This is a genomic window from uncultured Winogradskyella sp., from assembly GCF_947501905.1.
Taxonomy (GTDB): Bacteria; Bacteroidota; Bacteroidia; order Flavobacteriales; family Flavobacteriaceae; genus Winogradskyella.
This window is the reverse complement of record NZ_CANMXL010000003.1, coordinates 371641-385360: the sequence shown is the minus strand read 5'-3', so window position 1 is coordinate 385360 and position 13720 is coordinate 371641. Positions and strand designations below refer to the sequence as shown.

At 33.4% G+C, this 13720-nt stretch carries 12 protein-coding genes; all 12 read right to left on the bottom strand.

Annotation, left to right across the window (positions count from 1 at the left end; all coding sequences use genetic code 11):
• Positions 1-30: 30 nt before the first annotated feature.
• A complete protein-coding gene (locus tag Q0770_RS08600) occupies positions 31-660 on the bottom strand; it encodes a carbonic anhydrase family protein (RefSeq protein WP_299115992.1) in 630 nt (209 codons plus the stop codon).
• A gap of 13 nt (positions 661-673) precedes the next feature.
• Positions 674-2545, bottom strand: coding sequence for a SulP family inorganic anion transporter (locus Q0770_RS08595; protein WP_299115991.1), 1872 nt, complete (start codon positions 2543-2545; stop codon positions 674-676).
• Between the two features lie 6 nt (positions 2546-2551).
• Positions 2552-4135, bottom strand: a complete 1584-nt coding sequence (locus tag Q0770_RS08590; RefSeq protein ID WP_299115989.1) for a SulP family inorganic anion transporter — start codon at positions 4133-4135, stop codon at positions 2552-2554.
• A gap of 76 nt (positions 4136-4211) precedes the next feature.
• Positions 4212-4508 (bottom strand): hypothetical protein, encoded by a 297-nt coding sequence (locus Q0770_RS08585; protein ID WP_299115987.1) that lies wholly within the window; start codon positions 4506-4508, stop codon positions 4212-4214.
• A 53-nt stretch (positions 4509-4561) separates the two neighbouring features.
• A complete protein-coding gene (locus tag Q0770_RS08580; RefSeq protein ID WP_299115985.1) occupies positions 4562-5320 on the bottom strand; it encodes a tetratricopeptide repeat protein in 759 nt (252 codons plus the stop codon).
• A 1-nt stretch (position 5321) separates the two neighbouring features.
• Positions 5322-7091, bottom strand: coding sequence for a BatD family protein (locus tag Q0770_RS08575; RefSeq protein ID WP_299115983.1), 1770 nt, complete (start codon positions 7089-7091; stop codon positions 5322-5324).
• Between the two features lie 15 nt (positions 7092-7106).
• Entirely contained in the window at positions 7107-7937 is an 831-nt protein-coding gene (locus Q0770_RS08570) for a tetratricopeptide repeat protein (RefSeq protein ID WP_299115981.1), read from the bottom strand.
• Positions 7938-7996: 59 nt separating this feature from the next.
• On the bottom strand, positions 7997-9034 hold the full coding sequence (locus Q0770_RS08565; protein ID WP_299115979.1) for a VWA domain-containing protein: 1038 nt from the start codon (positions 9032-9034) through the stop codon (positions 7997-7999).
• Positions 9027-10031: a VWA domain-containing protein gene (locus tag Q0770_RS08560; RefSeq protein WP_299115977.1), complete on the bottom strand. Its 1005-nt coding sequence runs from the start codon at positions 10029-10031 to the stop codon at positions 9027-9029. The genes Q0770_RS08565 and Q0770_RS08560 overlap by 8 nt, the downstream gene beginning before the upstream one ends.
• On the bottom strand, positions 10031-11731 hold the full coding sequence (locus Q0770_RS08555) for a hypothetical protein (RefSeq protein WP_299115975.1): 1701 nt from the start codon (positions 11729-11731) through the stop codon (positions 10031-10033). The genes Q0770_RS08560 and Q0770_RS08555 overlap by 1 nt, the downstream gene beginning before the upstream one ends.
• 4 nt (positions 11732-11735) lie before the next feature.
• Positions 11736-12602, bottom strand: a complete 867-nt coding sequence (locus Q0770_RS08550; RefSeq protein ID WP_299115972.1) for a DUF58 domain-containing protein — start codon at positions 12600-12602, stop codon at positions 11736-11738.
• A 74-nt stretch (positions 12603-12676) separates the two neighbouring features.
• Positions 12677-13678, bottom strand: a complete 1002-nt coding sequence (locus Q0770_RS08545; protein ID WP_299115970.1) for a MoxR family ATPase — start codon at positions 13676-13678, stop codon at positions 12677-12679.
• Between the last annotated feature and the right edge of the window lie 42 nt (positions 13679-13720).

Here is a 13720-nt window from a genome sequence, read left to right as displayed (position 1 = left end):
ACCTTTTGATTTTTAATCAGTTGTTCTTTTCTACAACATATTAACCTTTCCAGTCTGTAAGCTATAAACACCTCCAACAATAGAAATTTCTCCGTTGTCTTCCATCTCGGCTAAGATTTGACTTTTCTCACGGATACGTTCAATGGTCAATTTTACATTATTCTCAACCGTTTGTGCAACAAAGGCACTGTTTGAAGAATTTGCTTCACCTTCAACCTCAACAGCAGATTTTTTTACTGCAGGCATTATCTTATCTAACATCTCCGTGATGTTTCCTAATTCAACACCATCACATGCAGCTTTTACTGCGCCGCAGCTTTCATGACCTAAAACTAGTATAAGTTTACTTCCTGCAACTTTACATGAATATTCAAGACTTCCTAAAATGTCTACATTCTCAAAATTTCCTGCAACACGTGCCACAAAAATATCTCCAATAGCTTGGTCTAAAACTGTTTCAACAGGCACACGAGAATCTATACAAGAAAGCACTACTGCTTTAGGAAATTGTCCTCCTGTTGTCTGACTCACTAATGCCGAATTATCTGTTGCTTGAGAGTTTCCTCCAACAAATCTTGAATTACCATCTAATAAGTCTTGTAAAACACCATTAGGTGTTAATCCGCTTTGTACGTCTTTTGTTATTGCTATATTTTTCATATTCGTTTGTTTTTTAATATTCGTCTTTTACGTTTTCTTTTATCCAATTAAGACATGTTTCAAAATCTTTGAAAATATACTCTGTTGGAATTAAATCTGGTATAATATCTATTCGCTCCATTAAAAGTTTTGGTTGCTTTAATATACCGGTCATCAGAATTTTTACATCCTGTTTTCTCAAATCAAAAAGTACATCCTCCATAGCGTATAGTCCTGATTGATCCATATAAGTTAACTTTTCCATACGAATAACAACTGTTTTAGCTGTCATTGGAATTTGCTTTGCTAAATGTTGAAATCCTGAAGTAGAACCAAAAAATAATGGTCCTTCAATATGCTTAATAACAACTTCTTCTTTTAAAGTTGAAGGCACTCCTGACTCATCTGCCCAAGGTTTTTCATGAAGTGGTTTTATTACTGACTTATTAGATGTAATGTCTCCTATCTTTTTCATAAAAAATAATGAGGCTAATACTAATCCAATACCAACTGCATATACCAAGTCCCATAAAGAAGATAAGACTAATACAACTATCATTATTAATACTTCTGAGCTCAATTTTAATGGACCAATATTGAGGTCTTTAGGTAAAGAAGGAATTGCTTTCAAGCCTTTATAATCTATAACACCAATACCAACTGTGATTAAAATTCCTGCTAAAACTGCAGCTGGGATTTTTGATGCTAGTGGCGCTAAAGCTAAAAGAATGATAAACAATAAAACTCCAGCTATCATTCCTGATAACTTCGTTTTTCCTCCTGAATTAATATTAACAACAGTACGTATAGTTGCACCTGCTCCTGGTATACCTCCAAATAATGAAGCTATACTATTTCCTATACCTTGACCTACTAACTCTTTATTAGGCTTATGCTTGGTCTTAGTCATGTTATCTGCTACAACGCTCGTTAGCAAAGAGTCTATAGACCCTAATAATGCTAATGTCAGCGCTGTGAAAAAATATGGTGTTAAACTACCCAAAGAAAAACCAGTGAAAATTTCGGATTTAAACTCTGGTAGTCCAGCAGGTATCTCAGGAATAGATATATAATCTAATCCAAAGCCTATAGCGATAGCTGTCATTACAACAAGAGCAACCAATGTGCTTGGGACTTTTGTGGTTATCCGCTTAAAGCCATAGATAATGAATACTGTAGACAGCGCCAATATAAGTTCTAACCAATTGATGTCTTTTAAAGCTCTTGGCAGCACTTTAATAGTCCCTAAAACTCCTGATGAATTTTTGCCAGCTATAGTTTTGGACTCATCAAATCGTTGAGATTCGGTTAAAGATTTACCGTGATTTACAGAAGCTTCATAATCACTAAGATTTAATATTCCGTTTTCTTTAGTGTCTTTTGTGTTATTTAAATATCTGGTTATTACCACTTCTTCAACATTGGGTTGAAACTCCTCTACAAATGCCTTATCTTCTTTTGGATAATATCCAATTGCTGGCAAGATTTGAGTTATTAAAATAATAACACCAATTGCCGTCATAAAGCCTGAAACTACAGGATAAGGAATATATCTTATATATTTTCCTAAACCCAATATACCAAACCCAATTTGTAATAACCCTGCAAATAAAAACACAGTTAAAATTGCAGGTAGAGCTTTTTCAAGACTGCCATTATTTGCGGCAATAATGCTTGCAATAACCACCATACTTACCGCAGTCATTGGGGCAGTAGGCCCAGATATTTGAGTATTGGTGCCTCCAAATAAGGCTGCAAAGAAACTTATAAATATGGCTCCGTAAATACCTGCGCTTGGCCCTAAACCTGATGACACACCAAATGCTAATGCCAATGGTAATGCAACAATACCAGCAGTTATACCTCCAAATGCATCGCCTTTAATATTTCCAAATAGGTTTTTCATCAATAGTTAATCAAAGAATTGTACTGATTTTTTTTCTAATTTAAAAAACTCAATAAAACTCTCTGGGTTTTCAACTATACCACGCTCAGAAACTAGCTTTATTGTAATGTTACGCTCTCTAGCTTTATATGCAAAGTCTTCGAGTATTTCAATGACATCATAATCTAGATATGTTGTTTTTCTAACATCTAATTCTAGGTAAGTATTTTCTGGAAGTGCATCTAATTCTCTTAAAATTGTAGCTTTATTAAAGAATGTTACTTCTTCAGCTAATGTCATTTTCATCTTACCATCATCAACATCTTCTCCTTCTTTATGTAAAAAGTGAGAATTTTTAAAACTGTGGTATAATGTAACAACGATTCCAATAGCTAAACCTATACCTATTCCCCATAATAAATCTTTAAATACGATAATTAGAACTGTAGCTATAAACGGAACAAACTGTTTCCATCCTGAAGACCACATGGCTTTAAAAGTCGATGGCTTTGCTAATTTATACCCAACAATAAATAAGACAGCAGCTAAAACAGACAACGGAATCATATTTAATACATCAGGAATAATAATCACAGAAATTAACAAGAAGAAACCATGAATTATAGCACTCATCTTAGTTCTGTTTCCAGACTGAATGTTAGCAGAACTTCTTACAATAACCTGAGTAATAGGAATACCTCCAACTAAACCAGAAAGTATATTACCAGAACCTTGAGCTAAAAGTTCGCGGTTGGTTGGTGTTACACGCTTTTCTGGGTCTAACTTATCTGTAGCTTCAACACAAAGCAGTGTCTCTAAACTGGCTACTAAAGCAATTGTAAACGCAGTAATCCAAACTTCTGGAGAACCAATTACGCTAAAATCTGGTGTTGTAAATTGCCCTAAAAAGCTATCAAAACTATTTGGAACAGGAACTTTTACCAAGTGCGAACCCGCAATTTCCATTGACGTGCCTTGCGCAACGATAAAGAAAACTACCCCAGCAACAACTGCTACTAATGGCCCTTGTACTAGTTTAAAAAACTGATGTTTATGTACTAACACCATTGACCATAGAATTAGTATACCCATAGCCACCAAAGCAATTATAGTAGAGCCAGCGCCCAAGTTTCCTGGAATACTTATAATATCCATAAATACATTACTGTCATTTCCAAACAATACAAAATTTCCTTCAGGGTCTTTATCTATACCAAAGAAATGAGGTATTTGCTTTAAAATTATAATAATACCAATACCAGTAAGCATACCTTTGATAACGGATGACGGAAAATAGTAACCAATGATTCCTAATTTAAGGATACTAAATACAATTTGAATTACACCTCCAAGTACAACAGCGACTAAAAAGGCTTCATATCCTAGAGATGCTATTGCAGCAAGTACTATTGCAGCAAGCCCGGCTGCTGGACCACTAACCCCAACTTGAGAACCAGAGATTGCACCAACAACAATACCTCCAATAATTCCAGCTATTAAACCTGCAAATGGAGGAGCATCACTTGCCACTGCAATTCCTAAACATAATGGCAATGCTACGAAGAAGACGACAATACTCGCTGGTAAGTCGTTTTTTAAATATTTAAACATAAAATAAAATTGAGAATCTTAGTTAAACTAAGAATGTTAAAATTGTGACCTTTTAAGGTCTTGATAATATTAGAATCTAAAGTGTAATTATCCAATCTGGGGGTGGAGAGATTAGATTTTTATGAGGCTTTTGATAGCTTTTAAAAAAATAACTATCATTCATTTTTAAAGCATCTGATATTGATTGCTGTTCTTCATTTACAACAGTTATATCAAAAAGCAATTTTAGGTTTTCCTTTTCTTCTTCTTCATTTTCCCCAAAAAAAACCGCAACATCTGCTGTGTCATCAATAGACAAAATTAAAGTTGGTGCTGATACTATTGCTATGAAAAGAAATGCAAAGAAAATGGCGGTTGTATGTCTGAATCTCATATTCATGAAAAAACGAAGATACCACATAGTAAAAACTTTTTTGTTAAAGTTTTTTAAAAAATGTTAAACAATTTTATATCCTCCGCTGGAATCCAACCTGAAGTCTTATCGGCAATTTCTATCTTATACCAATCTTCATAGCTTTCTAAAACCTGAACCTTAGTGCCTTCATGAAGTCTAAATATTTCTTCACTAGATTTATTAGGGTCTGCTTTTACACGACTTTCAGGTGCAAAAACTATAGCAGGATTATCTTTACTTTCTATAGCGTTTTTTTGAAATGCCATCACAACAGAAAATCCTGTGATAAAAAGCCCTAAAACACTAACAACAAATGCCATACGCTTTTGACTTGTAGCATAGGTAAAATGATATAACAAAAACAGTACTACAAAAATAAACACGCCACAAACTGCAATTACAGACCATATATCAGCAGAAAAGGTATTTACCATATTTTTAAAAATCCTTGAAAAACCAACATCGGGTACTTTATCTATGGCATCAATAGTCATATTCTGAGCAAACCCTAGGTTGTTTTTTATGTCTTGGTCATTAGGTCTAAGTTGCAATGCTTTTTCAAAATAAAAAATACTCGGTGCTACATTATTAAGCTTATAATGTGCGTTTCCTAAATTAAAATACAAATCAGCGGAATGCTCATCTGTTTTTAAAATAGTTTCATATTTCTTTATAGCCTCAGCATATTTCCCTTTATTATATAAAGCATTTCCTTCACTAAAAAGTGTATCATTTTGAGCATTAATAAAAACACTAAGGCAACATAATAATAGAACTAAAGTTACTCTCATACTATCTTATTTGCTTGTCTATTGCTCCAATGGTCTTGACCGATTTATCATAATCGTTTTGCATTGTAACCTGAGTTATAGGTGTGTATCTTGCCAATTCGCAATTTTCTAATATGGAAATAAATTCTGAAACAACAGATTGCTCAACATGACGCTCTAACAACAAATCTTGAATTTTTTCTTTATTAAAATCACTTGTTTCTATATGCAATTTTGCTTTTAAGTAATTATGAAATGCTTTTTCTAAAGCAATATAAAAAGCCTCTTTTTGTCCTAATGCTTTTTTAGCTTCACTTAAATATTTCTTAGCTAAACGATCTGCTTTTCTTCTTTTGTTACCTATAACATCTGCATTACGCTTTTCTCTATTATTTCTTAATAAAATAGCAATAGGAATTAATAAAAGCGGCAGCAATAGTAAAGACCAGAATAAGCTAGATTTAAAAAATGATTTTTTATTAGTAGCTACCCAATCAGAATTTGTTTTAATAAAAGCAAATGTATTGGAATTTGTAGTTACAGTTTGTTTGATGCTATTATCCGTTGAACTCTCTGATGTTGTTACAGATGACGGACCGTTAACCACATCTATAATTATCTCATTTGAAGTTAATCTTTTATAGGTTTTTGAGTTTACATCAAAATATGAAAATGACACTTGAGGTATTGGATATTTGCCTTTGTACTGAGGAACAATAGTATAAATGTCAGAAATACGACCTTGCATTCCACCTAAATTTGTTCTTACATTTTCAGCATGTTCTGGCTCATAAACCTCTAAAGAGCTAGGTACAGATAATTTTGGCAATTCGAATAACTTAAGATTTCCTTTGCCTGAAACTTCAACTTTAGCCTGAAGTGATTCTCCCGCATCAAGGCTCATTTTTGTGGAAGATACGTTTAATGTAAAATTACCAACAGCCCCATTAAAATCAGCTGGCTTGCCTTCTTCTGGTAATGGTTTTACATTTATAGTTCTACTCCCAGATGTAATACTTTGTGGTACTTTTCTAACTATTCTATTACCAAAAATATCATAACGACTTGTAGGTACTTCAACATTTAAATCTAGTACATAAGGCTCTAACTTAAGCTTCCCTGTTTTTTGAGGATATAACACCACCTTTTTAAGAACTACATATCTATAATCTTCATCATTATACTTTCCGTTTTCCGGCCTAAAGGCTTTTACTTCAATATTTTGATTCCAGAAATCTTTGTATTGTGGTGTTTGTTTATCTCCAACAATATTAGCCGCAACAGTTGGTGCAACATAGAGTTTGTAGATTACAGTAATTGCTTCATTGAGATAAGGATTAGCTTTAGATACCTCAGCAACTAAATGAATATTCTTTGAAGCAATATAAGCTGGGTCATTAGGGTTTTTTGGCTTTTCTATTGCTTTGGTAACTTTGATAGTTACAGGGAATGTTTTGTAGATTTTATTATCTATCTCAATTTTTGCCTGCTTTATTGTAAAGCTACCTTGCTTTTTTGGTGCTAAAAAATAGCTATATGTTTTTGTATATAAGCGTTTTCCGTTTGACCAAAAATTACTTACTGATGTATTAGGTCCGCCAACTACCTGAAAGTCTTTAAAGTCTGGCGGCACAAAGTTGTCACCATCTTTATTCATTTCAAAATCAATTCTTAAACGCTCATTGACACCAAGTTTTTTCTTGCTTACTTTAGCTTCAAACTTTATTTGCGCCATTGACAAGCTTGATACAAGCAAGAGAATTAATATAGATATGTTTTTGATGAATTTCATTAAACCAAACTAAGCTTACCAGTCTTTTTCTGTTTTTACTCTAGCGCCTTTCTGCTTTCTTGCATTTATTTTCTCTTGAACCTTCTGTTCTTGATTATTCATAGCTTCTAGAATGTTTTTTATTTGCTGAGGAGACATTTTTCCTGGTTGAGGCTTTGGCTTATTTTGTTTGTTTTTTTCCTTATCTCCTTTTCCTTCATCTTTTTTATCTTCTTTTGGCTTTCCATCTTCATCTTTTTCATCATCACCTTTCTTTTTGTCTTTATCGCCTTCCTCTTCTTTTTTATCTTTTTCTTTTTGTTCGTCGTCTTTCTTTTTGTCTTTATCTTTTTCTTTGTCCTCTTTCTTATCTTCTTTTTCATCATCGCCGCCACCATCTTGATCTTGCTGCTGTTTAGCACAGTCTTGAGCTAGAGCAAAATTATAACGGGTTTCTTCGTCAGTAGGATTATTCCTGAGTGCATTCTTAAAAGCTTCAACAGCTTCTTTACACTTTTTATTTTGCATTAAAATATTACCAATATTATGGTAAGCTCTATGTTTCTCTTCTTTGGTAGTTGCATTATTAGCTGCCTCTTGATTTCTATATAATGCTTCTCCAAAATTTCCTTTTTTGTAATACGAATGTGCTAAATTATAAGCACCAACAACATTCTTTTCTTGCTCTGAAATAGCCTTACGATACTCCATCTCAGCAGCAACAAAATCATCTTTTTCTATTAAAGAATTAGCCTCGTAAACCAAATCTTTTGCTTTACGTTCTGCTTTTTGCCTTTGCTTTTCGAAATCTTGTGAGAATCCAAAAAACGAAACTAGCAAAGCAAGAATTAGACTGTATGTTTTCATTGTATTATTCATTAATCCTAAATTACTAAAGCTCTTTTTTTGATTGCGTTAAAATAGTACTAAAACTGCTCATTAAACAAATTCAGCTTTTTTAACCATTCTGTTTTTCGTTCTAATAAAAATATGTCTACAAATAAAAAGAAAATACCAAAACCTAAAAACCATTGAAACTGGTCCTTGAAATCTGCAATCTGTTTAGATTCAAATTCTTTTTTATCCATCTTATCAAGCAAATCTTTTATGGTATCTACTACTTTTTCGGTATTAGACCCATTAATATAAACACCGTTTGCTTCGTCCGCAATATCTCTCAGAGTTTCTTCATTAAGCTTGGTAATGACCGTTTCTCCGTTTTTATCTTTCTTATAATTTAATACAATCCCATTTCTCTTAATTGGTATTGGTCCGCCTTTTTCATTACCAACACCAATTGTGAAAATACGGATGCCTTGCTCATTAGCTTCTTCGGCTATATCTGCTGCATCACCTTCATGATCTTCGCCATCAGAAATGATAACCAAAACACGATTGGTTTGTTCTTCATCATCGTAATACGTTTTTGCAAGTTCAATAGCTTCTTTTATGGCTGTTCCTTGAGAGGTCATCATGTCCGTATTCATGTTTTGCAAAAACATCTTTGAAGCTGCATAATCTGTTGTTATTGGCAACTGCGGAAACGCTTTACCTGCATAAGCAATTATACCAACACGATCACTACCTAAACTATTAATAATCTGTGTTACTAATTGCTTAGATTTTTCTATACGGTTTGGTGCAATATCTTCGGCTAGCATACTTTTAGAGACATCAACTGCAAACACAATATCGACGCCTTGACTACGAACGGTTTCCATTTTAGTGCCAATTTTCGGATTCACTAATGCTAGTGACAAACATGCAAAGGCTGCACAAAGCATAACAAGCTTTAAAACACTTTTAAATAAAGACTGATTAGGACTTAAACGCTTCAATAATTTAGAATCGGCAAACTTGCGCTGTGCTGATTTTTTCCATAGTTGTACACCTATAAATAACAGTACAAGTACTGGAATTATCAGTAAGGTCCAAAACCATATTTTCTCGTCTAATCTAAACAAAGCTTCTAAAAATTGTGTGTTTTAAAATCAGTTCTAATAGCAATAAAAATGCTGCCAGCAATACTATTGGTCTATATTTTTCTTCGTAATTATAATACTTACGCTCTTCTACTTCAGTAGTTTCTAGCTTATTAATTTCTGAATAGATCTCAGCTAATTTTTTATTATTGGTCGCTCTAAAATATTTTCCACCTGTTGCATCTGCAATTTCTTTGAGTAATTTTTCATCAATCTCTACTGGAGCTCTACCATATCTGAACGATCTGTCAGGATTAATACTTATTGGAGATAATGCCATGCCATTTGTTCCCAAACCAATAGTATATGTTTTAATACCATATTCTACAGCTAATTCGCTTGCAGTTTTAGGGTCTATAAATCCGCCATTATTTACACCATCTGTTAATAGAATAATAACTTTGCTCTTTGCTTTGCTATCTTTTAATCGGTTAACAGATGTTGCTAAACCCATACCGATTGCTGTTCCTTGTTGGATAATAGTATTGTACTTTATATCTCTTAAAGAACGTAACACAATATTTTTATCACTAGTGATTGGTGTTTTGGTAAATGCTTCACCCGCATATTCTACTAAGCCGATGCGGTCATTAGGTCTTCCGTTTATAAAATCAGCAGCTACTTTTTTAAGTGCCTCCAAACGGTCTGGGACTAAATCTTTTGCCAACATACTTGCTGAAACATCAATAGCCATAACAATATCTATGCCTCGTGTAGTTTTTGTTTTAGTTGACACATCAACAGTTCTTGGTCTAGCTAAAGCTGTGATTAATAGTCCTAAAGCAATTAGTCTAAGTGCAAACAATAAATGCTTAAATCTTGTCCAAAACGAGCCTGATGTTTTAAAGCCTTGAACAGTAGATATTTTCAACTCTGCTGTTTGTCTTTTTGATTTTAAAATGTACCAAACCAATGCTAATGGCAAAAGCAGTAGCAACCAGAAAAATTCTTTATTTAAAAACTCTATATTCTCTAACATTATTCGGTTTCTTCTTCGCGGTTAACATTTGGGTTTAATTCTACAGAATCAACCACTCTTTTCACTATATCATCTGCATAACTATCATTAACTCTCCAAACAATAGTAATTTGTTGTACAACTTGTTCGGTTGTAAAACTCAAAAGCATATACTCCGCTTCATAGAACTCATCTTCTTCGTCTGTTGGGAATTCAGCAGTACCAAATGTCTTAATCCCTTGTGCTTCATTAGGTGTTAAAAACTCTTCGTTTTTTGTAATGATATTACGTACACCGCTATCTTCCCATTTTTTGAGATTTTGTTCAATGATATTATTTAAATTAATCGCTTTCTGTACATCTGCGTCTTCTTCCTTTTGCTTACCAATTATTGATGTTTGCGTAGCAATATTAAACTCATCATCTTTACTTGTGTAATTAAAAATTGAGGTTTTTACTTTCCCTTCAGCTTCTTCAGGTAATTCAACCTCAACACGCTTTAAAACTTTAGGTGTTTCGATATAAATTGGCGGGAAACCATAAGCACTTTTTACCCAATTACCTTCTAATAATTCTATACTGTTATGGCCAAGAATTTTGTCTTTCACATATCCAAAACCATAGGTTGCACCAAAACCTACAAAAGTTGCAATAAGAATAAATAGTGAGATTGCAGTAGTTAACAAAATCTTCTTACGCTTCTCCTTTCGTTCTTGAGCTTCTTTGTATTGCTGGTTGAGTAATTTTTCTTCTTCGCTTGGTTCAGGAAGTGTCGCTTTTACAGCATCTAACTCATTACTTATTGTTTGCTTATCTAATTCTGCTAATGCAATATCTGGTTGAGATTTTGCAAATTTCACTAAATCAGCGCGCTTAAAAATGGTTTCAATATTAGAAATCGTATCCTTTTGAAAGTTAAATTGATTACCATCTTTTAAAAGTTGAAGACGTTCTATCAATTGATCTGTTGTACTTTCTAAAGAACGGTCATAGACTTTTTCATCTAAAAATTTTCTGATGATAAACGTTAATTCTGAATAAAACCCTTTTAAATCCGAGCGTTCTAGATAATTCTGATTTTCTAATTTTGATAATGCCAATTTAGCTCGGTCATATGGTGGTAATAATGCAATTTCTTCTTCCTCAGTTAATGGTTTTTTTCGCCATATAAACCAATACAAAAGAAATCCTATTAAAGCGATTGCTGCAAGTACAATGAGTAAATACAACCACCATTTACTTGAGCTTTTATCTACTTCTATAATAGGCTTAATATCATAGAGTCCTTGTTTAGTGGTATCAATCTCTATAGTATTGACATCTACTTTAAGTGAATCTGTAAAAAACGGTTTATCGCCTACAATAATTTTTTGTCTTGGAATATAATACGAGCCGGAATCAAACTGAGTGAGTTTATATTCGCGAAGTAGCTGAAACTTCGAAGTCTTTTTAGTCGTATCTATTTTTAAAGCTTCAACAACTTCTAGCGGCATAAACGTTTGACCTTCTGGAAAAACCACCAATTTAGTTGAGTCTGTTTCGACTTTTATTTTATAAGAGATTTGTTCGCCAATTCTGATATTAGTAGTATCAACCTCGGTCGTAACTTGTGAGAACGTGAAATTAGAAAAAAGAAAAAAGAAAATAAACAAGAAGCTCGAAGCGATAAGCTCGAAACTAGTGTTTTGTTTATTCGTAATTCGTAATTCGTAATTATTCATTTGTTTATCCTCTTCGTTTAAAGTAGCCTAACAGCTTTTTTACATAACTTTCATCCACACGACAATCTATGGTTCCTGCACCAGATTTGGTAAAAGCATCTTTGTAATAGTCTACTTTTTCGTTATAAAACTTGCCATAGTCATTTCGTACCTTTTTAGATGCGGTATTGACAAGAAGTAATTCTCCTGTTTCTTCGTCTTGCATTTGCACCATTCCAATATTAGGGATTTCAGCTTCATGTTTATCAAAAATTCTAATCCCAGTAATATCATGTTTCCCAGCAGTAATTTTAAGCGTTTGCTTGTAATCGTCTGCTACAAAATCTGAAAGCATAAAAACAATGGCTTTTTTCTTCATCACATTAGACAAGAATTTTAAGGCTTCAGAAATATTGGTCTTCTTACTCTTTGGCTTAAACTCTAATAACTCACGAATAATCCTTAATACGTGAGAACGTCCTTTTTTAGGCGGAATAAATAATTCTATTTCATCTGAAAATAGAATCAACCCTATTTTATCATTATTCTGAGTTGCAGAAAAGGCTAAGGTTGCAGCAATCTCTGTTACAATTTCATCTTTAAACTGATTTTGCGTCCCAAATAATTTACTTCCAGAAACATCCGCCATGAGCATCATGGTTAATTCTCGTTCTTCTTCAAAAACTTTAACGTGTGGCTCATTTGTACGGGCTGTAACATTCCAATCGATATTACGTACATCGTCACCAAATTGATATTGGCGTACTTCAGAAAAAGTCATACCGCGACCTTTGAAAGTCGAGTGGTATTCGCCTCCAAAAATATGATCAGACAGTCGACGTGTCTTAATCTCTATTTTTCTTACTTTTTTAAGAAGTTCTTTAGTATCCATTTTTCAATTTACGATTGAAGATTGTTGATTTACGATTTCTGAAATCGTTATTCGTAATTCTAAAATCTAAAATTCTATGGCACTTCGATTTGATTCACAATCTTATTGATAATATCTTCTGACGTAACATTTTCTGCCTCAGCTTCGTATGTGATACCAATTCTGTGGCGTAACACATCATGAACTACAGCTCTTACATCTTCAGGAATTACATAACCTCGACGCTTAATAAAAGCATAGCACTTTGCCGCAATGGCAAGGTTAATACTACCACGAGGAGAAGCTCCAAAAGAAATCAATGCTTTTAAATCTGAAAGGCTATAGTTTTCTGGATAACGTGTCGCAAAAATGATATCTAGAATATATTTTTCAATCTTCTCATCCATGTATACTTCACGAACTGCCTCTTGAGCTTTTAGAATCTGCTCAACAGAAACCACCGGATTTACTTTGTCCCATGTCCCTTTTAAATTGGCTCGCATTATCAATTGTTCTTCGGCTTGCTTTGGATAATCAATCACTGTTTTTAACATAAAACGATCTACCTGAGCTTCTGGAAGAGGATAAGTTCCTTCTTGTTCTACCGGATTTTGTGTTGCCATTACTAAAAACGGCTTATCTAAAATAAATGTTTCATCACCAATAGTCACTTGCTTTTCTTGCATGGCTTCTAACAATGCCGATTGTACTTTTGCTGGTGCTCTATTAATCTCATCTGCTAATACAAAATTGGCAAATATTGGTCCTTTTTTTATCGAGAAATCATTTTCTTTAATATTATAAATTAAAGTACCAACCACATCTGCTGGTAATAAATCTGGTGTAAACTGAATACGACTAAAACTCCCTGAAACTGCTCTAGACAGTGTGTTAATAGCTAAAGTTTTTGCCAATCCTGGAACACCTTCTAACAAAATGTGTCCTTGACCTAAAAGACCAATTAGCAATCGTTCTACCATGTGTTTTTGTCCGACAATAACCTTGTTCATTTCTAAGGTTAATAAATCTACAAATGCACTTTCTTTTTCTATCTTTTCATTAATTGATTTTATATCAATTGTATTGGTTTCTTCCATGTTTTATAAGTTTTTCAACCGTTTAATCCGTCTTGTAATATC